Consider the following 24,723-nt stretch of genomic DNA (forward strand, 5'->3'; position numbering starts at 1 on the left):
CCCCACGACAGGGACCTGCCTACGATACCTGAACCAGCGGTTCGGGTGCCAATCGGCGCCGGGGCGGCCGGTCAGCTCGCGACGACGATCGGAAGGATCATCGGCCGGCGGCGGAAGTTGTTGCTCACCCAGCGTCCGATCGTGCGGCGCACCAGTTGCTGCAGCTGGAAGGTGTCCTCCACCCCGTCGGCGAGGGCCTGCTCGATCACCCGGACCAGCTCGGGACGGATCTCGTCGAACACCGAGTCGTCGTCGGCGAACCCTCGGGCGTGGATGTCCGGGCCGCTGACCAGGTTGTTGGCGTGGAAGTTGACCACGGCGACGACCGAGATGAACCCCTCCTCGCCGAGGATCTTGCGGTCGGTGAGCTCGGCATCGCTGACCTCGCCCTCGGTGAGCCCGTCCACGAAGATGTAGGGGCAGTCGAGCTGGCCGACGACCTTCGCCCTGCCCTTGGCGAGGTCGATCACCGCGCCGTCCTCGACGGCGAGCGCCCGGTCGGCGGGGACGCCGGTGGCGACGGCGAGCTGCGCGTTCGCGATCAGGTGCCGCACCTCGCCGTGGACGGGCAGCACGTTGCGGGGCTTCAGCAGGTTGTAGCAGTAGAGCAGCTCCCCCGCCGAGGCGTGGCCGGACACGTGCACGAGCGCGTTCCCCTTGTGCACCACCGTGACGCCGTTGCGGGACAGGCCGTTGATCACCCGGTACACCGAGTTCTCGTTGCCGGGGATGAGCGAGGACGCGAGCAGTACGACGTCGCCGGGGCCCGCGGTCACGACCGGATGCTCGTGGTTGGAGATCCGCGACAGAGCGCTGAGCGGCTCGCCCTGCGACCCGGTGGAGATGATCACCACCTGGTCGTCGCGGTAGTTGTCGATCTGCTTCATGTCGATGAGGGTGTTCTCCGGCACGTGCAGGTAGCCGAGTTCCCTTGCCACCGTCATGTTGCGCAGCATGGAGCGTCCGACGTAGGCCACCTTGCGGTGGTGCCGGACGGCGGCGTTCATGACCTGCTGCACGCGGTGCACGTGGGACGCGAAGCAGGCCACGATCAGCTTCTGCTTCGCGTTCGCGAACACCCGCTCCATCGCCGGCTCGATGTCGCGCTCGTGCGTGGTGAAGCCGGGGGTCTCCGCGTTGGTCGAGTCGGGCATGAACAGGTCCAGGCCCTCCTCGCCGAGGCGGGCGAAGCCGCGCAGGTCGGTGAGCCGGCCGTCGAGGGGCAGCTGGTCCATCTTGAAGTCGCCGGTGTGCAGGACGGTGCCCGCCTTCGTCCGCAGCGTGACCGCGAGCGCGTCCGGGATGGAGTGGTTGACGGCGAGGAACTCCATGTCGAACTGCCCGACCACGACCCGGTCCCCCTCGGCGACCTCGCGCAGGTCGACGTCGCGGATGCGGTGCTCGCGCAGCTTCTCCCGCACGAGCGCCAGCGTCAGCCGGGACCCGAACACGGGGATGTTGCTGCGCCGGCGGAGCAGGTAGGGCACGGCGCCGATGTGGTCCTCGTGGCCGTGGGTGAGGACCAGTGCCTTCACCTCGTCGAGGCGGTCGTCGACCAGCGTGAGGCCGGGCAGGATCAGGTCGACGCCCGGCTGGTCGTCGGACGGGAACAGGACGCCGCAGTCGACGAACAGCAACTCGCCGTTCATCTCGAAGGAGGTCATGTTGCGGCCGATGTCCCCCAACCCACCCAGCGGAGTGATCCGGAGGGTGTCGCGGGCCAGCTTGGGCGGTGTCTTCAGGCTCTCTCGCACGGCATCCAACTTAACCGACCCGGCTCCGTGACGCTTCCGCGGAGTCGCCGCGGCGGGATCGTCGGACCTCGGGCTGGGTACAGTGGCGCCGTGATCCCAGACTCCGCACGCCTCGCGCTGCCCTCGGAGGCCGGCGCCATCGCCGCGCTGCAACGGCGCGGCTGGAGCCAGTCGATGCCGGAAGGGCTGGCCGACGACGTCCTCGGTTCGGTCGGGCTCGAGGAGATGACGGCCAGCTGGGTGCAGGCGATCACGCGTCCGCCGCTGGCCCAGTTCCGCGTGCTCGTGGCCGTGAGCGACGACGGCGTGGTGGGGTTCGCCGCGCTCGGGCCGTCCGACGACCCGGACGCGGAGGTGGGCGTCGACGGCCTGATCGCCGAGTTCGTGGTCGATCCGGACGCGCAGCGACGCGGCCACGGCTCCCGGCTGCTGCACGCGTGCGTGGACACCCTTCGGGCCGACGGCTTCACCCGGGCGACCTGGTGGGTCCGCGCGTCTGACGACGTACTACGCCAGTTCCTCATCGACGCGGGTTGGGGCGCCGACGGCGCCCACACCGAGGTTGCCCTCGCCGAGAACGGCCCCCGGCTCAAGCTCGTCCGCCTGCACACCGCGATCGCCTGACCGGCCCGATCATGCGCACACGAGCCCCGGCCTCCCGGGCATGATCGTCGCGTGAGGATCCTCGTCGTGGACGGCGCGAACGTGGTCGGTGCCGTGCCGGACGGCTGGTGGGCCGACCGCGCCGGAGCCGCGGCCCGCCTGCACGAGGGGCTCGTCGCCGCCGAACTGACCTTCGACAGCATCGTCCTCGTGCTGGAGGGACGGGGCAGGGCCGGGGTGGCCGAGGGCAGGCGGGAGCGGGTCACCACGGTGCATGCCCCGGGCTCGGGTGACGACGAGATCGTCGCGCAGGCCCGCCGGCTCGCGAGCGGGGGCCACGACGTCACCGTCGCGACGGCCGACCGCGGGCTGATCGACAGGCTGGCCGACGTCGAGATCACGGTTCTCGGACCCCGCGCGTTGCGGGACCGGCTCAGGACACGCTGAACGACAGGCCGGTGGCCAGGCCCGCGACCGCCACCCCGCCCTCGGCGGGCGTGATCCCGGTGAGTTCCACTCCGTCGGGCAGCGAGACCGGGATGGCCCGTGCGAGCGCCTTCACCCGTGCTTTGCCCAGCAGTGCCGACGTGTCGTCACTGACGAGCTCGAGGTCGGTCAGCCGGATCGTCCCGGTGCCGGAATCGAAGACGGGAGTCGCAAGGACGTCGGCGGTGAGCTGCCGCCCTGCAATCGTGGTCGTGTAGGTGAGCTTCAGCCGTCCGTCCCCGCCGTAGACCACCGGAACACCGGCGAGGTCCGACAGCGACCCGTAGTCGAGGACGCCCGTGCCGGTGACGCGGGACACCCGCACGGTGCTCCCGACCAGGCTGATCGCGTCCGCGTCGACGAGCACGTCGGTGACGACCACCGCCTTCGTGCCGGTGCCGAGTGCCACCCGGGACGCGCTGGCGTGCGCCCCCGGGACACTCGTGGTCAGGAACGCGAGCGAGAACGGGAAGCCCTCCAGGGACACCGTGGGCGCCTTGTCCAGCCCGAGCCGCGCCTGGACGGTGGCCGCCGCTCGCTGTTCGGCCTGCCCCCGTACCCAGGTGTCGGCGAGCAGGGCCCCACCGGCCAAGACAGCCAGGACCAGCAGGACGGTGAGCAGCCGGCGCACCTACAGCCCCAGCAGCCCGTCGATGCCGACGGTGAGCCCGGGCAGCCCGTCCACCGCGCGCACGGCGGTGAGCACGCCGGGCATGAAGCCGCTGCGGTCGAGCGAGTCGTGGCGGATCGTGAGGGTCTCCCCCTCCGAGCCGAACAGCACCTCCTGGTGCGCGACCAGGCCGCGCAGCCGGACGCCGTGGACGTGGATCCCGTCGACCTCGGCGCCGCGCGCGCCGGGCAGCCCACTGGCCGTGGCGTCCGGGACGGGGCCGAGCCCGGCGGCGCTGCGCGCCGCGGCCACCCGTCCGGCCGTGGTCTGCGCCGTCCCGGACGGCGCATCGACCTTGTTCGGGTGGTGCAGTTCGACGATCTCCACCGACTCGAAGAAGCGTGCGGCCTGCTCGGCGAAGTGCATCATCAGGACCGCGCCGACGGAGAAGTTGGACGCGACGATCACGCCGACCCCGGGTTTCGCCTTCGTGAGTTCGCGCACCCGGTCGAGCCGCTCGGGCGTGAAGCCGGTCGTACCGACGACGACATGGATGCCCCGGGCGACGCACCAGGCGATGTTGTCCATCACGGCGTCCGGGACGGTGAAGTCGACCACGACGTCGGCCGATTCCACGGCGCTGCGGTCGTCCCCCGCGTCGACGGCGGCCACCAGCTCGAGGTCGTCGGCGGCCTCCACCGCGCGGCAGACCTCCGCCCCCATCCGTCCCCTCGCCCCGAAGACCGCGACCCGCATGCTGCTTCCCTTTCGTCGGTCCGACCATGCTAGTGGCCGCGGGTTGTGGACAAAGGCCACGGCTCCGGGGGTTTGTCCACAGGGGCGAGGATCGTGTGAGCGATGCTGGCCGCGGCTGCCGAAGATGACCGGTGACGACGACCGGACAGGAGTCCACCGATGACCGCACGCAGCCCACGCCCGCGCTCGCGCGAGGACCCGATCGCGCTGTGGCGCAGGGAGCGCCACCGGGCGCCGGCTCCCGGCGAGTCGCACGAGCCGTGGTGCCGGGGCCACGGCTGGATGCTGGATGCGGGCGTGGTGGACGCGCTCGCGCCCGCGCTGCTCACCGACAACTTCGGGGACGACACGTACTTCCGGCTCACCGTGGTGGGTGCAGACATCGCCGCGCGGCTGCTGGCGATCCTGCCGGAGGACTACCTCTCCCGGGAGCGGCAGAACGATGGTCCCACGATCGGCACGGTGCTGCGCGCTGTCGTCGCCCGCCCCGAGGAGGTGCTCGCCCACGGTTACGTGATCGGGCCGTCCCGCTGCGACGAACGGGTCACGCTCGAAGGGGTTCTGTTCCGGGTGGACGAGTGGTATCGGTTGTGCCCTCTTCACGGCCCTGCGCTGGACCGGTGCGAGTGCGAGCGGCTGTACGCCCGGCTGAGGGAGGAGTTCGGCGTCGACGACGCCACGGTGTTCCCGCACGAGCTCGACGCGTGGATGACCGTCGACGCCGCCCACGGCGGAACGGGGGCGTGGTACCGCGCCTGGTGGGACTGAGATGGGGAGAGCGCGGAGCGGCGAGGCGGCAGCGGAGGCGAGGTGGCAGAGGCGACGGCCCCGGCCCGGGGGGGAATCCCGGCCGAGGAACGAATCCCGATTCGGGATGCACGAGGGTACGATGGCCTTCGTGAGTACCCAGATCGCCGTCCGGCTTCCCGACGAGATCGTGGCCTTCCTCGACCGGAGCGTGGCCGAGGGACGGGCCGGCAGTAGGGCGGCGCTCGTGACGGCGGCTCTCGAGCGGGAGATCCGGCGCCAGGCCGCGGTGACGGACGCCGCGATCCTGCGCCGTCAGGGCCCGGCTGACGACCTCGACGAACTGGTCGAATGGACGGGTCACCACCTCGACGCGGTGGACTGACGTGCGGGAGGTGTGCCTGGCCCGGCTCGACAAGACGCGGCCGGTGGTGGTCCTCACGCGGGAGGCGGCGCGCGCCGCCATGACCAAGGTGACCGTCGCGCCGGTCACGTCCACCGTCAAAGGTCTCAGCAGCGAGGTCCCGGTCGGTCCGGAGAACGGGCTGGACCGGTCCGGAGTGATCTCGCTGGACAACGTGGTCACGATCCCGGTCCGGCTGCTCGGACGGGACATCGGAGTGCTGACCGCGGCCCAGGAGGTCGTCCTCGCCCGCGCCATCGTCCTGGCCTACGACCTCGACGTCGCTCCGCCGTCCGTCCCGGGTCCCACGACCTCCTGAGGACGGAGCCGGGTCCGGACGCGTGGAACCGAGCCGCCCCGGAGCGACGCCGCTCCTCCACACAGCGGGGGGCTGAGGTCAGGCCGGAGCGGCCTGCCCTGGCCGGAGCCGGACGCGAAGAACCGAGCCGCCCCGGGGCGACGCCGCTCCTCCACAGCGGGGAGCTCAGGTCTGGCCGGAACCGCCGCCCTGGCCGGGCCGTCGGCGTCCGGTCAGGAACGGCGGGGCAACAGCTCCTGGTGCGGCCGACAGCGACGTTTCCCGGCTTGTGGCGGACCCGTCACGGCGCTCGCTGCCCGACCGCGAAGTTGCCCGGCATACGAGGCAGCCGCGAGCCCCCATATGCCGGGAAACCTCGCGGTTCGCGCCGAACGACCCCGTAACCGGTGCGACAACCCGGGGAACCTCGCGGTTTCCGCGCGTGACCACCGGGTCAGGGGCTGTCCAGGAAGGCGAGGTCCGGCGTGCATCACCTCCCCCGACCGACGGGTCGCCCGTGCGGCAGGAACGCGGAACGGCGCCGCCCCGGGGGGCGACGCCGTTCCGGCGATCAGTGGGACGCTCAGGCCTCGGCCGGAGCGGCCTCCTTCTCCTCCACGACGGGGATCAGGGACAGCTTGCCCTTCTCGTCGATGTCGGAGATCTCGACCTGGATCTTCTGGCCGACGCTGACGACGTCCTCCACGTTCTCCACGCGCTGGCCGCCGGCGAGCGGACGCAGCTTGGAGATGTGCAGCAGGCCGTCCTTGCCCGGCAGCAGCGAGATGAACGCACCGAAAGGCATGATCTTCACGACCGTGCCCAGGTAGCGCTCGCCCTTCTCCGGCATCGTCGGGTTGGCGATGGCGTTGATCAGGGCCCGGGCCGCCTCGGCGGATTCGCCGTTGTCCGCACCGATGTAGATCGTGCCGTCGTCCTCGATCGAGATGTTCGCGCCGGTGTCGTCCTGGATCTGGTTGATCATCTTGCCCTTGGGGCCGATGACCTCGCCGATCTTGTCGACCGGGATCCGGACCGTGATGATCCGCGGGGCGTACGGGCTCATCTCGTCGGGAACCTCGATGGCCTCGGCCATCACGGCGAGGATCGTGTGCCGGGCCTCGCGGGCCTGCTGCAGCGCACCCGCGAGCACCTCGGACGGGATGCCGTTGAGCTTGGTGTCCAGCTGCAGCGCGGTCACGAAGTCCTTCGTGCCGGCGACCTTGAAGTCCATGTCGCCCAGCGCGTCCTCCGCACCCAGGATGTCGGTGAGAGCGACGTAGCGGGTCTCCCCGTCGATCTCCTCGCTCATCAGGCCCATCGCGATGCCCGCAACCGGAGCCTTCAGCGGCACACCCGCGTTGAGCAACGCGAGGGTGGACGCACACACCGAACCCATCGACGTCGAGCCGTTGGAGCCCAGCGCCTCGGACACCTCACGGATCGCGTACGGGAACTCGTCCCGCTTCGGCAGCACCGGCACCAGCGCACGCTCTGCGAGCGCGCCGTGGCCGATCTCCCGACGCTTCGGCGAACCGACCCGGCCGGTCTCACCGGTGGAGTACGGCGGGAAGTTGTAGTTGTGCATGTACCGTTTGGTCGTCTCCGGGGAGAGCGTGTCCAGCTTCTGCTCCATGTCCAGCATGTTCAGCGTGGAGACGCCAAGGATCTGGGTCTCGCCGCGCTGGAACAGCGCCGAACCGTGCACCCGCGGCAGCACGCCAACCTCTGCGGACAGCGTCCGGATGTCGCGGACGCCACGGCCGTCGATGCGCACCTGCTCGGTGAGCGTCTTGTGCCGCACCACCTTCTTGGTCAGCGAGTAGAACGCCCCGCTGATCTCCTTCTCCCGCCCGGGGAACAGGTGGTCGAGCTCCTCGTGCAGCGTGGCCTTCAACTCCTCGGTCGCGGTCTCGCGCTCGGCCTTGCCCACGATGCTCATCACGGAACGGAGCCGCTCCGTGCCGGCCTGCTCGACAGCCTCGAACACGTCGGACTGGTAGTCGAGGAACACCGGGAACTGCGACACCGCCTTGGGCAGCATCGCCGACAGCTCGGCCTGCGCGTCGCACAGCGCCTTGATGAACGGCTTGGCCGCCTCGATGCCCTGCGCCACGACCTCCTCGGTCGGAGCGGTGCGGCCCGAGCGGACCAGGTCCCAGGTGGCCTCGGTGGACTCGGCCTCGACCATCATGATCGCGACGTCACCGTCCGGCAGGACGCGGCCCGCGATGGCCATCTCGAAGGTGGCGTCCGCCGACTGCTCGACGGTGGGGAAGCCCACCCACTGGTCACCGATCAGCGCGATCCGCAGGCCGCCGACCGGGCCGGAGAACGGCAGGCCGGCCAGCGTGGTGGACGCCGAGCCGGCGTTGATCGCCAGCACGTCGTAGCGGACGTTCGGGTTCAGCGCCATCACGGTGATGACGACCTGGACCTCGTTGCGCAGCCCCTTCACGAAGCAGGGACGCAGCGGACGGTCGGTCAGGCGGGCGGCGAGGATCGCGCCCTCGGACGGGCGGCCCTCACGGCGGAAGAACGAGCCGGGGATGCGACCGGCGGCATACATCCGCTCCTCCACGTCCACGGTCAGCGGGAAGAAGTCGACGGCGTCGCGCGGGTTCTTGGCCGCGGTGGTCGCCGAGAGCAGCATGGTGTCGCCGTCGAGGTAGACGGCGGCGGAGCCGTTGGCCTGCTTGGCCAGCAGCCCCGACTCGAACCGGACGACGTGCTTGCCCAGCGGGCCGTTGTCGATCACGGCCTCGGTGTAACGAAGGTCAGGACCTTCCATTCGGGTTCCTTTCGGGTGGGAGCCCCGCCCCTGCCTGCCCCGGTCTTCGATCGAGGCTCGCGGGAGGCCGCCGTGCGGCTGCCCGAAAGTCACTACCGAGGACCAAACCAGGTGGTGTGGGGCTCATCTGGAGTTGTACGCACGACCAGCCGGTGACGGGGTCTCCGTCACCGGCTGGTCAGAAGTGTGATGTCACCGACGCAGGCCGAGGCGCGCGATCAGGGAACGGTAGTGCTCGATGTCCTGCTTGGCGACGTAGTTGAGCAGGCGGCGCCTCTGGCCGACCAGGAGCATCAGGCCACGACGGCTGTGGTGGTCGCCCTTGTGCTCCTTGAGGTGCTCGGTCAGGTGGGCGATCCGCTTGGTGAGCAGCGCGATCTGGACGTCCGGCGAACCGGTGTCACCCGGGGTGACCGCGTACTCCTCGATGATCTTCTTCTTGGTGTCAGCGTCCATCGGCTGCTCTCCTCTCGGTTTCCCGTTGCGCGGCGCTCCCCTGCCAGGCGGCACGATTCGTGGTGTTGCAGGATCGTCGGGAGCTCTTGGGCGTCCGCGGCCGTCGTGACGGCGGTTCCACTCTACCGGCTCGGGAGCAGCTGCGGCGAATCGGCCTCTGATCAGGCACGGGACCGCGCCCAAGTGGCCGTCCAGTAGTACTTCTTGGCACTACGCTACCGACGTCGGTTCCACAGCCGTGACCACACGGAAGGCATGAGGGATATGCAGATAGGTATTCCCCTGGAGACGCTCAAGGGCGAGACCAGGGTGGCGGCCACGCCGAAGACGGTGGGGCAACTGGTCAAGCTCGGTCACAGCGTCGTGGTCGAGGCCGGGGCCGGTGCGCTCTCGTCCTACCCGGACGCCGAGTACGCGGCGGCCGGTGCGACGGTCGCCGACCGCGCCACGACCTGGTCCTCCCCCGTGGTCGCGAAGATCAACGCGCCCGACGACGAGGAGATCGCGCAGCTGCCGGACGGCGGCATCCTGATCTCCCTGATCGCGCCGGGACGCAGCCCCGAGCTGCTGGAGAAGCTGACGAAGCGCAACCTCACGGTGCTCGCGATGGACGCCGTCCCCCGCATCTCCCGCGCGCAGGCCCTCGACGTGCTCAGCTCGATGGCCAACATCGCCGGCTACCGCGCGGTGATCGAGGCCGCCAACGCGTTCGGCTCGCTGTTCACCGGCCAGGTCACCGCGGCAGGCAAGGTGCCCCCGGCCACGGTGTTCGTCTCCGGCGCCGGTGTGGCCGGGCTGGCGGCGATCGGCACGGCGAAGTCGCTCGGCGCGATCGTGCGCGCCACCGACCTGCGCGCCGAGGTCGCCGAGCAGGTCGCGTCCATGGGCGGCGAGTTCGTGGCCGTCAAAGCCGAGCAGCAGACCTCCTCCGACGGCTACGCCAAGGAGGCGTCCGCCGACTACGCCGACGCCGCGGCCCGGATGTACGCCGAACAGTGCAAGGAGGTCGACATCATCATCACGACCGCGCTGATCCCCGGGCGTGCGGCGCCGCGGCTGATCACGGCCGAGATGGTGGCGACGATGAAGCCGGGCTCGGTGATCGTCGACATGGCCGCGTCCAACGGCGGCAACGTCGAGGGCTCCGTGGCGGACGAGCTGGTCACCACCGCCAACGGCGTCAGGATCATCGGCTACACCGACCTCGCCGGCCGGCTCCCCACGCAGGCGTCCCAGCTGTACGGCACCAACGTGGTGAACCTGTTCAAGCTGCTGACGCCCGGCAAGGACGGCGAGGTCGTCCTCGACCTCGACGACGTGGTGCTGCGCGGCATGACCGTGGAGAAGGACGGCGAGCTGCTGTGGCCGCCACCACCGGTACAGGTGTCGGCGGCCGCTCCCGCCGCTGCCCCCGTCCCCGTCGAGGACCCCGCGGTGAAGGCTGCCAGGGAGGCGGCTGCGGCGAAGACGCGAACCCGGAACCGGCTGGTGTGGTCGGCGGTCGCCGCCGCCCTCGTGGTCCTCGCGGTCACGTTCTCCCCCGCCAGCTTCGTCGGGGCGTTCACGGTGTTCGCGCTCGCGGTCGTGGTCGGCTTCTACGTGGTCAGCGGCGTCTCGCACTCGCTGCACACACCGCTGATGGCGCAGACCAACGCGATCTCCGGGATCATCCTGGTCGGCGCACTGCTCCAGCTCGGCTCGACCAACGTCGCTGTCCTGGTGATGTCGTTCATCGCAGCGACGATCGCGTCGATCAACATCTTCGGCGGCTTCCTGGTCTCCTACCGAATGCTCGGCATGTTCAGGAAGGAGGCCTGACATGCTGCTGTACTTCGTCCAGGGGCTCTACATCGTCGCCGGCGTCCTGTTCATCCTTTCGCTGGCGGGTCTGTCCAAGCAGACCACCGCCCGGATGGGCAACATCGCCGGCATGGTCGGCATGGGCCTCGCCCTGGTCGCCACGATCATCCATTCGCTGTACATGTCGGCCACGGAGGACAACCGCCTGTCCGTGGTCGTCACGCTCGTCCTGATCATCGCGGTCCTCGCCATCGGCGCGGCGATCGGCACCCCGGTCGCCCGCAAGGTCGAGATGACCCAGATGCCCGAGCTGATCGCGGCCTTCCACTCGTTCGTCGGCATGGCCGCCGTGCTGGTCGGCTTCAACTCCTTCGCCGCCCCCGAGGGCACCGGAGGCACCGTCCACCTCGTCGAGGTCGCGCTCGGCGTCCTGATCGGCGCGTACACGTTCACCGGCTCGGTGATCGCCTACCTGAAGCTGTCGGCGAAGATGAGCTCCAAGCCGCTCACGCTGCCCGGACGCAACCTGCTCAACCTGGGTGCGTTCGTGGTGTTCCTCGCGCTGATGGTCTGGTTCGTCGCGGTCGGCGACACCAACCCGCTGCTGGGGTGGGTGCTGATCATCGTGATCGCGATCATCGGCTTCGCGCTGGGCTTCCACATGGTCGCGGCGATCGGCGGCGGCGACATGCCGGTCGTGGTGTCGATGCTGAACTCGTACTCCGGCTGGGCGGCCGCGGCGGCGGGCTTCATGCTGAACAACAACCTGCTGATCATCACCGGCTCGCTGGTCGGCTCCTCCGGTGCGATCCTGAGCTACATCATGTGCCGGGCCATGAACCGCTCGTTCATCTCGGTCATCCTCGGCGGCTTCGGCTCCGACGGCGGCACCGTCGCGGCGTCCGCGGAGGTCGAGGGCGAGCACCGCGAGATCGACGCGGCCGGCGCGGCCGAGATGCTGTGGAACGCCCGCTCGGTGATCATCACCCCCGGCTACGGGATGGCGGTGGCGAAGGCCCAGTACCCGGTCGCCGACCTCACGGCGAAGCTCCGCGCGCACGGGGTGAACGTCCGCTTCGGCGTCCACCCGGTCGCCGGACGCCTGCCCGGGCACATGAACGTGCTGCTGGCCGAGGCCCACGTCCCCTACGACATCGTCCTCGAGATGGACGAGATCAACGACGACTTCGCCGACACCGACGTGGTGCTGGTGATCGGCGCGAACGACACGGTGAACCCCGCGGCGCTGGACGACCCGAACTCCCCCATCGCAGGGATGCCCGTGCTGGAGGTGTGGCACGCGGCGAACGTGATCGTGTTCAAGCGCTCGATGGCGACCGGCTACGCCGGCGTCCAGAACCCCCTGTTCTTCAAGGAGAACACCCAGATGCTCTTCGGCGACGCCAAGCAGCGCGTCGAGGACATCATCAAGGCGCTGGGCTGACCCCGGCACGGGCGAACCCTCGGCGGGACCACCCCGTCGGGGTTCGCCCGGCAGGCAAGACGGGTAGATCTGGTCGTGCCCCAACGGCAACACTGGAGTCCCCTGCGCCGAACCCGGAGGATGCATGCTTGACGAGTCGATCACCGTGCGCCTGTGCACCGTCGAGGACCTTCCCGCGCTGCACGCCCGCGAGGCCCACCCCTCGGCTCGGCTCGCCCAGAAACACTTCGACCGGCAGACCGGCGGCGACTACTTCTACGCCATCGCGCTCCGCGAGGACGAACCCGTGGGCACGAGCGTCCTGGACTGCCGCGCCGACAACAGCCTGCGCCCCGAACTGAAGAACCTGTGGGTGTACCCGGAGTTCCGCCGCCACGGCGCCGCCCGGGCCCTGACCACCTTCCTCGAGAAGCGGGCGGGCGAACTCGGCTTCGTCGAGGTGTTCCTCAAGGTGGACCCGGAGAACGAGGCCGCCATCCCGATGTACATCGGGCTCGACTACTCCCCGACCGGCGACCACGCGCTCACCGCCTACGAGTGGGTGGACGAGACCGGCCAAGTGAACGCCACCGAGCAGCGGGACGCCATCTACCGCAAGTCGCTGCTGGCCCGCTGAGGCAGGGTCCTGCCGAGCGGCGGGCTCACACCGGCTGGGTGATGCCCAGCGCGCACAGTTCGTCGCGGTGGGTGCCGTAGCTCAGTTCGAGGGTGACCGCGCCGGACGCGGCGTGGAAGTCCGCCAGCCGCACCACGCCGAAGTGGACGCCCGCCGCCACTTTGCCGAGGTCGCCGGCATGGCGTCCTCGGACCAGCACGACGGTGCCGTCCGCGAACTGCAGGCCGCCGAGGCAGCGTCCCTGCGCAGGTTGGACGGCCCGCACCGGCACCTGGCGGCGCAGCAGGCGGGCCAGGGTCGCCGACACCACGACGGGCGAGGACAACCCGTACTCGGACGCCACCTGCGTGGCGAGCGCGGTCAACTCGTCGATGTCGGACGCGGCGATGCCGAGGCCGGCCGCGTTCCGCCTGGCCGGCCCGGGGTCGTGGGCGAACCGTCGCCGCCACCCGTCGAACCCGAACATGACACAATTCTGCCTTTCGGCGGCCTTGCTGTGAAGATCCCGTGAGTCGGGGCCGGCCCTACTCCGCGGGCCCGATCCCCAGCAAGTCGCGGCACCGGGCCACGTCGTCGACCATCTGCACGACCAGTTCGTCGATGTCGGTGAAGCGAACCTGACCTCGGATCCGCGCCACGAACTCGACCGAGATCGGGGCGTCGTACAGCTCGAGGTCGTCGCGGTCGAGCACGTAGGACTCGACCCTCCGGGTGAGACCGTCGAAGGTCGGGTTGGTGCCGACGGAGATCGCCGCGGGCCAGCGCGGCAGCGGCGCGTCGGGAGGGAGGGCGTCCCCGTGCGCGTCGAGGCCGTCCCTGCGGGTGAGCCAGCCCGCGTAGACGCCGTCCTCCGGGCAGGCGAGGTCCGCGGGGACGGGGAGGTTGGCGGTCGGGAAGCCCAGCGTCCGCCCGCGCCGGTCGCCGTGGGCGACGACCCCGCGGAAGTTGAACAGTCGGCCGAGGTGGTGGGCGGCGTGCGCCACGTCCCCTTCGGCGAGCGCGCGCCGGATCAGGGTCGAGCAGGTGTCCTCGTCGCCGAACCGCACCAGGGGCAGCGCCTCGACCTCGAAGCGCCCCGCGGCGAGCTCGGTGAGCGTGGCGACCGTCCCGGACGCCCGGTGGCCGAACCGGAAGTTCTCCCCCACCACGACCACTGCCGGGTCCAGCGGGACGAGGACGCGCTCGACGAAGTCCGAGGGCGACCACGACGCGAACTCGCGCGTGAACTCGATCACCTCGACCCGGTCGGCACCGGCGGCGGTGAGCAGCTCGATCCGCGCCTCCAGCGACGTCAGGAGCATGGGGCCGGTCTCCGGTCGCAGCACCGACATCGGGTGCGGCCAGAACGTGACGACGATCAGCGGCAGGTCGGGCCGGCGGCGCGCTGCCTCGGCCAGCACCTCCCTGTGGCCCGGGTGGACGCCATCGAAGTTGCCGATGACCACCGTTGCTGCACTCACGCTCGCCTCTCCGCTCCACCCTTGGCAGACCGCCGACCACCCTACCAACTCGCCAGCGATCCCCTCGCTGGGCAGGTGGGTCGGAAGCGGCGGTCCACAAACGCTCCCGAAACTCGCAGAAGCTCCCGGAATTTCGGTGGCTTCTGCGCGTTTCGGGAGCGTTTGTGCCCGGGTCAGGCCAGGACGGCCACGGGGCGTGAGCGCGGCCGGTCGGGGCCGTCGCCGTGGTCGGGTCCGGGGCCGCCGTCGTGGTCGGGTCCGGGGTCGCCGTCGTCGTCGGTCGGGCGGTAGAGCGCGAGGAGCTCGCCGTCGTGCAGGACGGCGGTGGGGTCGGCGGGGACGGGGATCGCGAGCGGACGCCCGAATCCGACGTCGCGGGCCGCGGCGGCGTCCACCTCGACCACGGGGAAGGCGCGGCGGGCCACCTCGGCGAGGCCGAGCAGCGGCGGCCCCGCCTCGCCGGCCAGGCTGTCGGCGTCCAGCGCGACCAGGGACAGGTCGAAGGCGCCCACCCTGGTGCGACGCAACGCGCTCAAGTGTCCGCCGCAGCCGAGCATCCGCCCGAGGTCCCTGGCCAGGGCCCTGATGTAGGTGCCCGAGGAGCAGTCGACCTCGACGTCCACGTCCAGCAGCGGTCCTTGTGCGGCCTCGCCGCCGATCCAGCCGAACGCCGCCGCCGGCCGGCTGCCGGTCACCTCGAAGCGGCTCACCGTCACCTCGCGCGGCTTCAGCTCGACCTCCTCGCCGGCCCGGACGCGCGCGTAGGCCCGCTTTCCGTCCACCTTGATCGCCGACACCGCGGACGGCACCTGGCTGATCACCCCGGTGAAGGTCGGCAGCGCGGCCCGGACGTCGGCCTCGGTGATCCCGGCCGCGCCGGGCCACTCCACAGGCTCGCCCTCGGCGTCGTCGGTCACGGTGGACGCGCCGAGCCGGATCGTGGCCGTGTAGGTCTTGTCGTGCCCGGCGAGGAAGCCGAGCAGGCGGGTGGCCCGGTTGACACCCACCAGCAGGACGCCGGTGGCCATCGGGTCCAGCGTGCCGGCGTGCCCGACCTTGCGGGTGCCGTAGAGGCGCCGGCAGCGCCCGACGACCTGGTGCGAGGTCCAGCCGGCCGGCTTGTCGACGACGACCAGGCCGGACGCGTCACTCACCGTCGGCGTCGTCCTCGCCCGGCTTGCGGTAGGGGTCCGGGTCCCCGGCGTAGCTGGCACCAACAGCACGTGCCGCCACCTCGGCGTCCAGCGCCCTGGCGCGGGCGAGGGCGTCCTCGATCTGCGCGGCGTCCTCCTCGACGGCGTCCAGCACGAACTCCAGGGTCGGGGTGAACTTCAGGCCGAGCTGCTTGCCCACGGTCGAGCGCAGCAGGCCGGTCGCCGAGGCCAGCGCGGCCGCGGACTCGGCGCGGGCGGTCGCGTCCCCGAGCACCGTGTAGAAGACGGTCGCCTCCCTGCCGTCGCCGGTGATCCGCACGTCGGTGACCGTCACGAAACCCAACCGCGGATCCTTGATCCTGCGTTCGAGCATCTGGGCGATGATCACCTTGATCTGCTCCGCGACCTTCGCGTAACGAGGGCTGCTCATGGATTCGTTCCTCTCACTGGGACGGACGACGCGGGCCCGGTGGAACCGGACCCGCGTCGTGAGCGGGGATTCAGTCCCGCGGCTTCTCCACCATCTCGAAGGTCTCGATGATGTCGCCGACGTGGATGTCGGAGAACCCGGCGAGCGTGGTGCCGCACTCGTAGCCCTCGCGGACCTCGGTGACGTCGTCCTTCTCCCGGCGCAGGGACGCGATGGAGGTCTCGGTGACCACCACCCCGTCGCGCAGCAGCCGGGCCTTGGCGTTGCGGCGGAGGATCCCGTCGAGCACCATGCAGCCGGCGATGATGCCGAACTTGGACGAGCGGAAGATCTCGCGGATCTCCGCCTGGCCGAGCACCTTCTCCTCGTAGATCGGCTTCAGCATGCCCTTCAGAGCGGCCTCGACATCGTCGATCGCTGCGTAGATCACCGAGTAGTACCGGATGTCGACACCCTCGGCGTCGGCCAGCTGGGTGGCCTTGCCCTGCGCCCGGACGTTGAAGCCGATGATGACGGCGTCCGACGCCGCGGCCAGCGACACGTTGGTCTCGGTGATCGCACCGACACCACGATCGATGACCCGCAGGTCGACCTCGTCGCCGACGTCGATCTGCAGCAGCGAGTCCTCCAGGGCCTCCACCGCACCGGCCGAGTCGCCCTTGAGGATGAGCCGCAGTTCCTGCGTCTCGCCCTTCGCGAGCTGCTCGAACAGCTGGTCGAGCGTCTTGCGCCGCGTGGTCTTGGCCAGCATGGCTGCCCGCTGCCGGGCCTCCCGCTTCTCGGCGATCTGGCGGGCCATCCGGTCGTCCTCGACGACCAAGAAGTTGTCACCCGCACCGGGCACCGAGGTCAGGCCGAGCACCTGCACCGGCATCGACGGCGGAGCCGCGTCCGCGTTCTCGCCCTGGTCGTTGATCAGGGCGCGGACGCGGCCGTAGGCCGAACCCGCGACGATGGAGTCGCCGGTGTGCAGCGTGCCGCGGTGCACCAGGACGGTGGCCACGGGACCGCGGCCCTTGTCCAGGTGCGCCTCGATGGCCACGCCCTGGGCCGGCATGTCCGGGTTCGCCCGCAGGTCGAGAGCGGCGTCGGCGGTCAGGATGATCGCCTCCAGCAGCTGGTCCAGACCCACGTGGGTGGTCGCGGACACGTCGACGAACATGGTGTCGCCGCCGTACTCCTCGGGGATGAGGCCGTACTCGGTGAGCTGGCCACGCACCTTGACCGGGTCGGCGGTCTCCTTGTCGATCTTGTTCACCGCCACCACGATCGGCACGTCGGCCGCCTTCGCGTGGTTCAGTGCCTCGATCGTCTGCGGCATCACGCCGTCGTCGGCAGCCACCACCAGGACGGCGATGTCGGTCGACTTCGCACCGCGGGCACGCATGGCGGTGAACGCCTCGTGGCCCGGCGTGTCGATGAAGGTGATCTTCCGCTCCTGGCCGTCCACCTCGGTGGCGACCTGGTAGGCGCCGATCGCCTGCGTGATGCCACCGGCCTCGCCGGCCACCACGTTGGAGTGGCGCAGCGCGTCCAGCAGCTTCGTCTTGCCGTGGTCGACGTGGCCCATGACGGTGACGGCCGGCGGACGCGGGGCGAGGTCCTCCTCGCCACCCTCGTTCTCGCCGAACTCGATGTCGAAGCTCTCCAGCAGCTCGCGGTCCTCGTCCTCGGGCGAGACGACCTCGATGTTGTAGTTGAGCTCGGCACCCAGCACCTGGAGGGTGTCGTCGGCCACCGACTGGGTCGCGTTGACCATCTCGCCGAGGTTGAACAGCACCTGCACGAGCACGGCCGGCTCGACGCCGATCTTCTCCGCGAGGTCGGTCAGCGACGCACCGCGGCGCAGCCGGACGGTCTGGCCGTCGCCCTGGCGGACGCGCACGCCACCGATCGACGGCGCCTCCATCTGGTCGAATTCCTGCCTGCGCTGCTTCTTCGACTTGCGACCACGCTTGGCCGGACCGCCGGGACGCCCGAAGGCGCCCTGCGTGCCGGAGCCGCCACGGCCACCACGGCCACCACGGCCGCCGCCACCGGGAGGACCACCGGCGCCGGGAGCGCCACCGATGCCACCGCGGCCGGGAGCGCCGCCGGGACGACCACGGCCCGCGGCACCGACGCCACCGGGACGTCCCGCGCCACCGCGGCTGGGGCCACCGAGGCCGGCCGGAGCGGTCTTCGGCATCATGGCCGGGTTCGGACGCGGCATGCCCGCCACGCCGCCGGGACGCGGCATCCGGTCGCCACCCGGACGCGGAGCGCCGGCGCGGTCACCGTAGGGACGATCGCCGCCCGGACGCGGAGCGCCGGTGCCCTCGGGGCGGGGACGCTGCACGCCCATGCCCTGACGGGAGGCGAACGGGTTGTTGCCGGGGCGCGGGGCGCCGGGCTTGCGGGCACCCTGACCCGGCAGCCCGCCGGTGCCGCCGGGACGGGGCACGGGCCGGGGCCGGGCCGCGTCCGACGGGGACGGGGTGGCCTGGGGCCTCGCCTGGGGGGCGGCCGGACGCGGGCCGGGCGCGGCAGGGCGCGGCGCGGGAGCGACCTGCGGGGCGCGTGCCTCCGGCTCCGCCGCGGGCTGGGCCTCTGCGACGGGCTGGGGACGCGGGGTCGCCTGCTGCGGTGCCGGGGCCTCAGCCACCGGGGGCGGGGCGCTCGCCTCGGCGGCGGGTGCACTCGGCGCACTGGGCGCGGGCTTGGCCACGGGCGCGGCAGGGGTCGCCGCAGGACGTGCGGACGGCTTCGCCGCGGGGGCCGGAGCGGCCGCTGCAGGCGGGGTGGACACCTTTTCCTTCACCTTGCGCACGACCGGCGCCTCGATGGTCGACGAGGCGGAGCGTACGAATTCCCCCATGTCCTTGAGGGTCTGCAAGAGTTCCTTGCTCTCGAGTCCGAGCTCCTTGGCGAGCTCGTAGACGCGGACAGCCACTAGTCTCCTTCAGCGGTCCGCGCAGGCGCGGACCAGTTAGTTGTTTGTGCTCATTTCGAGGTACTCATCGAGTGGTCATGAGCGCTAGCCCACTTTCTGGTTGTGTGCGCCACATTGCTGGCGCACGCGCGGGGACCAGTTTATCCCCGCGGCCGGGGATTTTCCTAAGCGGGCCGCAGCTCGGCCAGCAGGACGGCCACCTGGTCGCCGTCCACGGTACGCCGGAGAGCCCGTCCGATGGCGCGTCGCTTGAGCGCGACCGGGCCACAGGCGGGGTGCAGGTAGCAGCCGCGTCCGGGAAGCGCCTGTCGATGGTCGAGGACAACGGCGGCGGACGCCTCGTCCCAGACCAGCCGGACGAGCCCGGCCTTCGGTTCGGTGCTCCGGCAGCCGACACACGTGCGCTCGGGGGTCACGGTCGAAGTCTAGGACCCACAGGCCACGCCGAGACCCGACCGATCGGTCGCACAGGCCGGGCGGCTTTCGTGGACGCAGGCAAACGACAAGGAGCGACATGAACACACGCGCACGGCTCGGCACCAGGATCGGGACGGCGATCCTCGCCGTCGGCACGGCGGTCGGCGTGGTCGGCTGCGCGGCCACCAGCACGGCCGCGTCGACGAGCGGCACCCAGGCCGGCGGCCAGGACCAGGGCGGCGGCCCCGCTGGCAAGGGCCAGGGCATGGGCATCGACACCAGCCAGCTGGCCGCGCTGCTCGCCACCAAGCTCGGCGTCGACGAGGACAAGGTCTCGACCGCACTCACCGAGGTGATGGACGCCAACCAGCCGAGCGGACAGCCCAGCGGGCAACCGTCCGGCCAGCCCAGTGGTCAGCCGACGAGCCAGCCCAGCGGCAACCCGGGCGGCGGCGGCGGCGGTGACAACAGCGCGTACATCGAGACCCTCGCCAAGGGCCTGGCCGAGAAGCTCGACCTCGACGAGTCGACCGTCTCCACCGCGCTGACCGAGGCCATGCAGAGCCTCCGCAGCGCGCAGCCGTCCGCCAGCGCCACGTCTTAGCCGCCCGGGAGCTCCCCGGGATGACCAGGAAGTGGACCTGTCATCCCGGGCTCGACCCGGGATCTCCGCGTCGACGACGGCGGCCCTTCGTGACGACCGGCCGACACCCTGTCATCCCGGGCTCGACCCGGGATCTCCGCGTCGATGACGGCGGCCACGTCCGGGCCGGGCGGCGGCACTGATTCACAGGCGGTCCATAGGTTCAGCCGAGCGGCGCCACAGCGCGTCGCGGTTCCATACCCTGTCGCAGACCATGACAAGGAGCGGAATGAAGACCTCGGCGAAGATTGGCATCGGCATCGGGGCGGGCGTCGTCGCGCTCGGCGCGGCGGTGGGTGTCGGAGCCCTGGCGGCGAACCTCGCCGGCGCGGACGGGCAGGGCCAGCAGCAGGGCTACGGCCAGGGCCAGGGCGGACGCGGGCAGGGTGACGGCCAGAACCGCAGCAACGGCATGGACACGGCGAAGCTGGCGAGTGCGCTCGCGGAGAAGCTGGGCGTGGACGAGTCGAAGGTGGAGGCCGCCCTCAAGGAGGTCATGAGCGCGTCCCGTCCCTCCGGCGGTGCGTCCGGCATGCCGTCGGGCGACCCCTCGGGGATGCCGTCCGGCCGGCCGAGCGGGATGCCCTCCGGCGACGCCAGCGGTGCGCCCGGCGGCGGCAGGGACAACAGCCAGTTCCTGGAGACCATGGCGAAGGGGCTGGCCGAGAAGCTCGGCCTCGACGAGACCAAGGTCCTGAGCGCGCTGCAGGAGGTCTGGCAGGACCAGGGCGGCTTCGGCGGCGGGCAGCCGTCCGGCCAGCCCACCAAGTAGGACGCGACGCTCCGGCCGGCTACTGCTCCGCGGTGTCCGGCCGGATGTCGATCCGCCAGCCGGTGAGCCGGGCGGCGAGCCGCGCGTTCTGGCCCTCCCTGCCGATCGCCAGCGACAGCTGGTAGTCCGGGACGATCACCCGCGCGGCGCGGGCTGCCTCGTCGGTCACGGTCACCGAGGTCACCTTGGCCGGGCTCAGCGCCTGCGCCACGAACACCTTCGGGTCGTCGGAGAAGTCGACGATGTCGATCTTCTCCTCGTTCAGCTCGTGCATGACCGCGCGCACCCGCTGGCCCATCGGGCCGATGCAGGCCCCCTTGGCCGACACGTCGGCGTTGTGGCTGACGACGGCGATCTTGGAGCGGTGCCCCGCCTCACGGGCGATCGCCTTGATCTCGACGATCCCGTGCTCGATCTCCGGCACCTCGAGGCGGAACAGCTTCGCCACCAGGTTGGGGTGCGTGCGGGACACCACGACCTGCGGGCCGTGCAGTTCACGACGCACGCTGACCACGTAGACCCGCAGCCGCTTGCCGTGGCTGTAGTCCTCGCCCGGCACCTGCTCCGCCTGCGGCATGATCGCCTCGATCGTGCCGAGGTCGACGCGCACCGTGCGCGAGTCCCGGTCCTGTTGCACGACACCGAGGACGATGTCGCCCTCGACGCCGGCGAAGTGGCCGTACTTCTGCTCGTCCTCCGCTTCGCGCAGGCGCTGGAAGATCACCTGCCGCGCCGTCGCGGCCGCCACCCGTCCGAACCCTTCGGGGGTGTGCTCGAACTCGCCGATGCGCTCGCCGTCCTCGTCCAGCTCCGGGGCGTAGACGCTCACCTTGCCGCTGCGGCGGTCGATCTCCACCCGCGCCCCAGCGATCGCGCCCGGGGTCTTCTCGTAGGCGTTCAGCAGCGCCTCGGACATGGCCTCGATCAGCACGTCCATGCTGATCTCCTTGTCGCGCTCCAGTTGCTTGAGCGCGCTCATGTCGACGTCCACGTCAGCCCTCCGTTTCCTCTTCGTACTCCTCGCCCGCGACGGGGCGGTTCAACTCCACCTGCACGAGCGCACGCTGCACCTCGGCCAGCGGCACGGTCCGTGCCTCGCCGTCCACGTCCAGCTCGATCCCGTCGTCGGTCACACCCCGGATGCGGCCCGTCACCGTGCCGTCGGCGAGGGTGAGGGCGACCAGTCGTCGGGTGTTGCGCCGGAAGTGCTTCGCTTCGGTGAGCGGACGGCTCACGCCCCGGGACGACACCTCCAGCGTGTACGGCTTGCCCTTCGTGATGTCCGCGGCGTCCAGCGTCGCGGAGATGTCCCTGGTCGCCGAGGCGATCTCGTCCAGGGAAGGGCCGTGTCCCTCCGGCCCGTCACCGTCGAGGAACACCCGCACCACGGCCCGCTTCCCCGCCGTCATCACCTCGAGGCGATCGACCTCGAGCGTGTGCGCTGCGGCCACCGGAGCGACCAGTGCCTCCAGGTCTGCGGTGTTCATGGCCAGTCCTCGATTCGGTTGTGCGATGCGGTTGTGCGGCGGGGGATCCGGCAAGTCTAGCGGCCGGCGGTCCCCGTCCAGGAGCGGTCAGCGGCCGACGACGGCCACCAGGTAGTCGACGGCGTTGACCAGCGGCACCTCTGCGCGCTCGCCGGTCGCCCGGTCGCGCACCTCCACCAGGCCCTCGGCCAGGCCGCGTCCGACCACGACGGCCGTGGGGACGCCCAGGAGTTCCGCGTCGGTGAACTTCACGCCGGGGCTCGCCTTCCGGTCGTCGAGCAGGACGTGGACGCCACGCGCGTCCAGCTGCTCGGCCAGCGTCGTCGCCGCCTGGAGGATCTCGTCCCCCTTGCCCGTGGCCAGCACCTGCACGTCGAACGGTGCGAGCGCGCGCGGCCACGCCAACCCGCGCTCGTCACAGGTCGCCTCCGCCACCGCCGCGACGGCCCGGGACACCCCGACGCCGTAGGAACCCATCGTCACCGTGACCAGCTTGCCGTTCTCGTCGAGCACCTTCAGCCCGAGCGCCTCGGCGTACTTGCGGCCGAGCTGGAAGATGTGGCCCATCTCGATGCCGCGGGCCAGGCTCAGCGGGCCCGAGCCGTCGGGAGCGGGATCGCCCTCCCTGATCTCCGCGACGTCGAGCACGCCGTCGCTGGTGAAGTCCCTGCCGCAGACCACGTCGACGGCGTGGGTGTCGACGATGTTCGCGCCGGTGATCCAGGCGGTGCCGGGCACGACGCGCGGGTCGGTGAGGTAGCGCACCTTCAGCGGCCCCTCCGCGCCGAGGTGGGACGTCGCCGAGCCGTCGCCGATCGACGCGGGGCCGATGTAGCCCTTGACCAGCCCGGGGTTGGCGGCGAAGTCCTCGTCGGTGAGCGGGGTGGCCTCGGCGGGGGCGATGGCCGCCTCGAGGCGCTTGGTGTCGACGTCGCGGTCGCCGGGCAGGCCGACGACCAGCAGTTCTGACGTCCCGTCCGGCCGGACGAGCTTGAAGACCACGTTCTTGAGCGTGTCGGCGGCCGTCCACGCCCGGTCCGGACGCGGGAACTGCGCATTGGCGACGTCGACGAGCTCGACGATCGTGCCGGTGTTCGGGGTGTCGACCGTGTGAGCGGGCGCAATGCCGGACGCGTCCTGCGCGGGCGGAGGGGTGATGCTGACCGCCTCGACGTTGGCGGCGTAGCCGCCGGGCGAGCGGACGAACGTGTCCTCGCCGGTCGCGGAGACGGCGAGGAACTCCTCGGAGGCCGACCCGCCCATCGCGCCGGACATCGCCTTGACGATCACGTAGGTCAGGCCGAGCCGCTCGAAGATCCGGATGTAGGCCTGCCGGTGCGCCTCGTAGGACGCGGCGAGCCCTGCGTCGTCGACATCGAAGGAGTAGGAGTCCTTCATCACGAACTCGCGGCCGCGCAGCAGGCCGGCGCGGGGGCGGGCCTCGTCCCGGTACTTGGTCTGGATCTGGTACAGCGACAGGGGCAGGTCCTTGTACGAGGAGTACAGGTCCTTCACCAGCAGGGTGAACATCTCCTCGTGGGTGGGGCCGAGCAGGTAGTCGGCGCCCTTGCGGTCCTTGAGCCGGAACAGGTTCGGGCCGTACTCGGTCCACCGGCGGGTCGCCTCGTAGGGCTCACGCGGCAGCAGCGCGGGGAACCGCACCTCCTGGGCGCCCATCGCGTCCATCTCCTCGCGGACGATGCGCTCGACGTTCTGGAGCACCCGCAGCCCGAGCGGCAACCAGGTGTAGATGCCGGGCGCGGTCCGTCGGATGTAGCCGGCCCGGACCAGCCAGCGGTGGCTCGGGACCTCGGCGTCGGCGGGGTCCTCGCGGAGGGTGCGGACGAAGAGCTGGGACAGACGGGTGATCACCCGGGGATCCTATCGGCGCCAGTAGCCCTTCGTGATCACGGCCTCGGCCGGCAGGCCCCAGCGGTCGAGCAGCAGCGCCCGCGCGGCCGGGACGATCTCGGCCTCCGCGCCGACGAAGCCCAGCACCGACCCCTGCGGGCGGTCACGCTCGCCGAGGGCGGCGAGTGCGGCGACCAGGCTGTCGGTGCCGCGGACGAGGATGGTCACGTATGTGCCGGCCTCGGTGGGGATCGGGACGAGTTCGTTCGCCTCGTCGACCTCGAGGATCACCCGGGCGCTGGTGCCGGGGCGGCGGGTGCGCAGGAAGCGGCAGATGGCGGGCACGGCGGTCTCGTCGCCGGCGAGGAACCACGCGTCCGGTTCGCCCGTGACCTGGCTGCTGCGGCGGGGGCCGGCCACGGCGAGCCGGGCTCCGAGCGGTGCGGTGGCCGCCCAGGTCGAGCCCGGGCCGTCGCCGTGGATGACGAAGTCGAACTCGACCCAGCCGGCGTCCGCATCGGCGTTCATCGGCGTGTACTCGCGGCTGGGGAGTTCGCGCCACTCCTCCGGGGTGGAGGGCACCGGGCCGTCGGCCGGGGCGAAGAAGAGCCGGACGTGGTCGTCCGCGCCGGGGGCGTGGAAGCTGTGCAGCGCCTCCCCCGCGACCCGGAGGCGGACGTAGCCGGAGGTCAGCCACTCCCGGGAGACCAGTTCGGCGGGCCGGAACTCCGGCTCCAGTGCGACGGTCTCGAACACGGCGGGGGCAGTCAGGGTCATCAGTGGTCCTTCATCGTCAGGGGCGTGCAGATTTAG

25 protein-coding genes are annotated in these 24,723 nt (G+C 71.2%); 10 read left to right on the forward strand and 15 right to left on the reverse strand.

Translation table 11 applies throughout. The features are described from left to right. Window positions 1-71: 71 nt before the first annotated feature. Complete coding sequence (locus QM779_RS06405; RefSeq protein WP_428533346.1) at window positions 72-1,754, reverse strand: ribonuclease J; 1,683 nt, start codon at window positions 1,752-1,754, stop codon at window positions 72-74. 90 nt (window positions 1,755-1,844) lie between these two features. On the opposite strand from QM779_RS06405, the gene QM779_RS06410 reads away from it, so the two are divergent. Both QM779_RS06410 and QM779_RS06415 read left to right on the forward strand, forming a co-directional pair. Beyond that, window positions 1,845-2,378, forward strand: a complete 534-nt coding sequence (locus tag QM779_RS06410; RefSeq protein ID WP_428533349.1) for an N-acetyltransferase family protein — start codon at window positions 1,845-1,847, stop codon at window positions 2,376-2,378. 51 nt (window positions 2,379-2,429) lie between these two features. Further along, window positions 2,430-2,804: a hypothetical protein gene (locus QM779_RS06415; protein ID WP_428533352.1), complete on the forward strand. Its 375-nt coding sequence runs from the start codon at window positions 2,430-2,432 to the stop codon at window positions 2,802-2,804. Here the strand turns inward: QM779_RS06415 and QM779_RS06420 are convergent. Beyond that, complete coding sequence (locus QM779_RS06420; protein WP_428533355.1) at window positions 2,791-3,474, reverse strand: LmeA family phospholipid-binding protein; 684 nt, start codon at window positions 3,472-3,474, stop codon at window positions 2,791-2,793. The genes QM779_RS06415 and QM779_RS06420 overlap by 14 nt on opposite strands. Then, window positions 3,475-4,209: a 4-hydroxy-tetrahydrodipicolinate reductase gene (dapB, locus tag QM779_RS06425; RefSeq protein ID WP_428533358.1), complete on the reverse strand. Its 735-nt coding sequence runs from the start codon at window positions 4,207-4,209 to the stop codon at window positions 3,475-3,477. Window positions 4,210-4,368: 159 nt separating this feature from the next. Here dapB and QM779_RS06430 point away from each other — a divergent pair, with 159 nt between their 5' ends. The 3 genes from QM779_RS06430 to QM779_RS06440 all read left to right on the forward strand — a co-directional run bounded on the left by QM779_RS06430 (window position 4,369) and on the right by QM779_RS06440 (window position 5,678). Further along, complete coding sequence (locus tag QM779_RS06430) at window positions 4,369-4,977, forward strand: hypothetical protein (RefSeq protein ID WP_428533361.1); 609 nt, start codon at window positions 4,369-4,371, stop codon at window positions 4,975-4,977. A gap of 130 nt (window positions 4,978-5,107) precedes the next feature. After that, complete coding sequence (locus QM779_RS06435) at window positions 5,108-5,341, forward strand: YlcI/YnfO family protein (protein WP_428533364.1); 234 nt, start codon at window positions 5,108-5,110, stop codon at window positions 5,339-5,341. Between the two features lies 1 nt (window position 5,342). Then, window positions 5,343-5,678, forward strand: a complete 336-nt coding sequence (locus QM779_RS06440) for a type II toxin-antitoxin system PemK/MazF family toxin (protein ID WP_428533367.1) — start codon at window positions 5,343-5,345, stop codon at window positions 5,676-5,678. Between the two features lie 562 nt (window positions 5,679-6,240). On the opposite strand, the gene QM779_RS06445 is transcribed toward QM779_RS06440, so the two are convergent. Both QM779_RS06445 and rpsO read right to left on the reverse strand, forming a co-directional pair. Further along, window positions 6,241-8,448, reverse strand: a complete 2,208-nt coding sequence (locus tag QM779_RS06445) for a polyribonucleotide nucleotidyltransferase (protein ID WP_428533370.1) — start codon at window positions 8,446-8,448, stop codon at window positions 6,241-6,243. Between the two features lie 192 nt (window positions 8,449-8,640). Then, window positions 8,641-8,904, reverse strand: a complete 264-nt coding sequence (gene rpsO, locus QM779_RS06450) for a 30S ribosomal protein S15 (protein WP_428533373.1) — start codon at window positions 8,902-8,904, stop codon at window positions 8,641-8,643. Between the two features lie 264 nt (window positions 8,905-9,168). Between rpsO and QM779_RS06455 the strand changes: the two genes are divergently transcribed. The 3 genes from QM779_RS06455 to QM779_RS06465 all read left to right on the forward strand — a co-directional run bounded on the left by QM779_RS06455 (window position 9,169) and on the right by QM779_RS06465 (window position 12,764). Then, window positions 9,169-10,722 carry a Re/Si-specific NAD(P)(+) transhydrogenase subunit alpha gene (locus QM779_RS06455; RefSeq protein ID WP_428533376.1) on the forward strand — a complete coding sequence of 518 codons (1,554 nt, stop codon included), beginning with the start codon at window positions 9,169-9,171 and terminating at the stop codon, window positions 10,720-10,722. A 1-nt stretch (window position 10,723) separates the two neighbouring features. Continuing rightward, window positions 10,724-12,148, forward strand: a complete 1,425-nt coding sequence (gene pntB, locus QM779_RS06460; protein WP_428533379.1) for a Re/Si-specific NAD(P)(+) transhydrogenase subunit beta — start codon at window positions 10,724-10,726, stop codon at window positions 12,146-12,148. 124 nt (window positions 12,149-12,272) lie between these two features. Next, window positions 12,273-12,764: an N-acetyltransferase family protein gene (locus QM779_RS06465; RefSeq protein ID WP_428533382.1), complete on the forward strand. Its 492-nt coding sequence runs from the start codon at window positions 12,273-12,275 to the stop codon at window positions 12,762-12,764. 25 nt (window positions 12,765-12,789) lie between these two features. Here QM779_RS06465 and QM779_RS06470 read toward each other — a convergent pair whose 3' ends face one another. From QM779_RS06470 to QM779_RS06495, 6 genes are all read right to left on the reverse strand, one after another. After that, window positions 12,790-13,230, reverse strand: coding sequence for a hypothetical protein (locus QM779_RS06470; RefSeq protein WP_428533385.1), 441 nt, complete (start codon window positions 13,228-13,230; stop codon window positions 12,790-12,792). A gap of 58 nt (window positions 13,231-13,288) precedes the next feature. Next, a complete protein-coding gene (locus tag QM779_RS06475; RefSeq protein WP_428533388.1) occupies window positions 13,289-14,224 on the reverse strand; it encodes a bifunctional riboflavin kinase/FAD synthetase in 936 nt (311 codons plus the stop codon). A 173-nt stretch (window positions 14,225-14,397) separates the two neighbouring features. Beyond that, complete coding sequence (gene truB / locus QM779_RS06480) at window positions 14,398-15,378, reverse strand: tRNA pseudouridine(55) synthase TruB (protein ID WP_428533391.1); 981 nt, start codon at window positions 15,376-15,378, stop codon at window positions 14,398-14,400. Then, complete coding sequence (gene rbfA, locus QM779_RS06485; protein ID WP_428533393.1) at window positions 15,371-15,808, reverse strand: 30S ribosome-binding factor RbfA; 438 nt, start codon at window positions 15,806-15,808, stop codon at window positions 15,371-15,373. Before rbfA ends, truB begins: the two co-directional genes overlap by 8 nt. A 70-nt stretch (window positions 15,809-15,878) precedes the next feature. Continuing rightward, on the reverse strand, window positions 15,879-18,740 hold the full coding sequence (gene infB, locus QM779_RS06490) for a translation initiation factor IF-2 (RefSeq protein WP_428533396.1): 2,862 nt from the start codon (window positions 18,738-18,740) through the stop codon (window positions 15,879-15,881). A 164-nt stretch (window positions 18,741-18,904) separates the two neighbouring features. After that, window positions 18,905-19,156 (reverse strand): YlxR family protein, encoded by a 252-nt coding sequence (locus QM779_RS06495; protein WP_428533399.1) that lies wholly within the window; start codon window positions 19,154-19,156, stop codon window positions 18,905-18,907. 98 nt (window positions 19,157-19,254) lie between these two features. Between QM779_RS06495 and QM779_RS06500 the strand changes: the two genes are divergently transcribed. Together QM779_RS06500 and QM779_RS06505 are read left to right on the forward strand one after the other, a co-directional pair. After that, a complete protein-coding gene (locus tag QM779_RS06500; RefSeq protein ID WP_428533402.1) occupies window positions 19,255-19,761 on the forward strand; it encodes a PT domain-containing protein in 507 nt (168 codons plus the stop codon). A gap of 268 nt (window positions 19,762-20,029) precedes the next feature. Continuing rightward, on the forward strand, window positions 20,030-20,572 hold the full coding sequence (locus QM779_RS06505) for a hypothetical protein (protein ID WP_428533405.1): 543 nt from the start codon (window positions 20,030-20,032) through the stop codon (window positions 20,570-20,572). A gap of 19 nt (window positions 20,573-20,591) precedes the next feature. Here the strand turns inward: QM779_RS06505 and nusA are convergent, their stop codons facing one another. The 4 genes from nusA to QM779_RS06525 all read right to left on the reverse strand — a co-directional run bounded on the left by nusA (window position 20,592) and on the right by QM779_RS06525 (window position 24,687). Further along, entirely contained in the window at window positions 20,592-21,563 is a 972-nt protein-coding gene (gene nusA / locus QM779_RS06510) for a transcription termination factor NusA (protein WP_428533408.1), read from the reverse strand. Between the two features lies 1 nt (window position 21,564). Continuing rightward, window positions 21,565-22,059 carry a ribosome maturation factor RimP gene (rimP, locus tag QM779_RS06515; protein WP_428533411.1) on the reverse strand — a complete coding sequence of 165 codons (495 nt, stop codon included), beginning with the start codon at window positions 22,057-22,059 and terminating at the stop codon, window positions 21,565-21,567. Between the two features lie 87 nt (window positions 22,060-22,146). After that, a complete protein-coding gene (locus QM779_RS06520; RefSeq protein ID WP_428538327.1) occupies window positions 22,147-23,919 on the reverse strand; it encodes a proline--tRNA ligase in 1,773 nt (590 codons plus the stop codon). A gap of 21 nt (window positions 23,920-23,940) precedes the next feature. Then, entirely contained in the window at window positions 23,941-24,687 is a 747-nt protein-coding gene (locus tag QM779_RS06525; RefSeq protein WP_428533414.1) for a siderophore-interacting protein, read from the reverse strand. Window positions 24,688-24,723: the final 36 nt, after the last annotated feature.

This window comes from Propionicimonas sp. (assembly GCF_049840635.1).
GTDB lineage: Bacteria > Actinomycetota > Actinomycetes > Propionibacteriales > Propionibacteriaceae > Propionicimonas.

What these genes read in the sequence shown, in the direction of transcription:
- dapB (WP_428533358.1), bottom strand. Translation starts at nt 4,209, where the DNA reads ATGCGGGTCGCGGTCTTCGGGGCGAGGGGACGGATGGGGGCGGAGGTC.
- QM779_RS06525 (WP_428533414.1), bottom strand. Translation starts at nt 24,687, where the DNA reads ATGACCCTGACTGCCCCCGCCGTGTTCGAGACCGTCGCACTGGAGCCG.
- rpsO (WP_428533373.1), bottom strand. Translation starts at nt 8,904, where the DNA reads ATGGACGCTGACACCAAGAAGAAGATCATCGAGGAGTACGCGGTCACC.
- QM779_RS06445 (WP_428533370.1), bottom strand. Translation starts at nt 8,448, where the DNA reads ATGGAAGGTCCTGACCTTCGTTACACCGAGGCCGTGATCGACAACGGC.
- QM779_RS06455 (WP_428533376.1), top strand. Translation starts at nt 9,169, where the DNA reads ATGCAGATAGGTATTCCCCTGGAGACGCTCAAGGGCGAGACCAGGGTG.
- QM779_RS06465 (WP_428533382.1), top strand. Translation starts at nt 12,273, where the DNA reads ATGCTTGACGAGTCGATCACCGTGCGCCTGTGCACCGTCGAGGACCTT.
- rimP (WP_428533411.1), bottom strand. Translation starts at nt 22,059, where the DNA reads ATGAACACCGCAGACCTGGAGGCACTGGTCGCTCCGGTGGCCGCAGCG.
- rbfA (WP_428533393.1), bottom strand. Translation starts at nt 15,808, where the DNA reads ATGAGCAGCCCTCGTTACGCGAAGGTCGCGGAGCAGATCAAGGTGATC.
- QM779_RS06430 (WP_428533361.1), top strand. Translation starts at nt 4,369, where the DNA reads ATGACCGCACGCAGCCCACGCCCGCGCTCGCGCGAGGACCCGATCGCG.
- QM779_RS06500 (WP_428533402.1), top strand. Translation starts at nt 19,255, where the DNA reads ATGAACACACGCGCACGGCTCGGCACCAGGATCGGGACGGCGATCCTC.
- QM779_RS06470 (WP_428533385.1), bottom strand. Translation starts at nt 13,230, where the DNA reads ATGTTCGGGTTCGACGGGTGGCGGCGACGGTTCGCCCACGACCCCGGG.
- QM779_RS06505 (WP_428533405.1), top strand. Translation starts at nt 20,030, where the DNA reads ATGAAGACCTCGGCGAAGATTGGCATCGGCATCGGGGCGGGCGTCGTC.
- pntB (WP_428533379.1), top strand. Translation starts at nt 10,724, where the DNA reads ATGCTGCTGTACTTCGTCCAGGGGCTCTACATCGTCGCCGGCGTCCTG.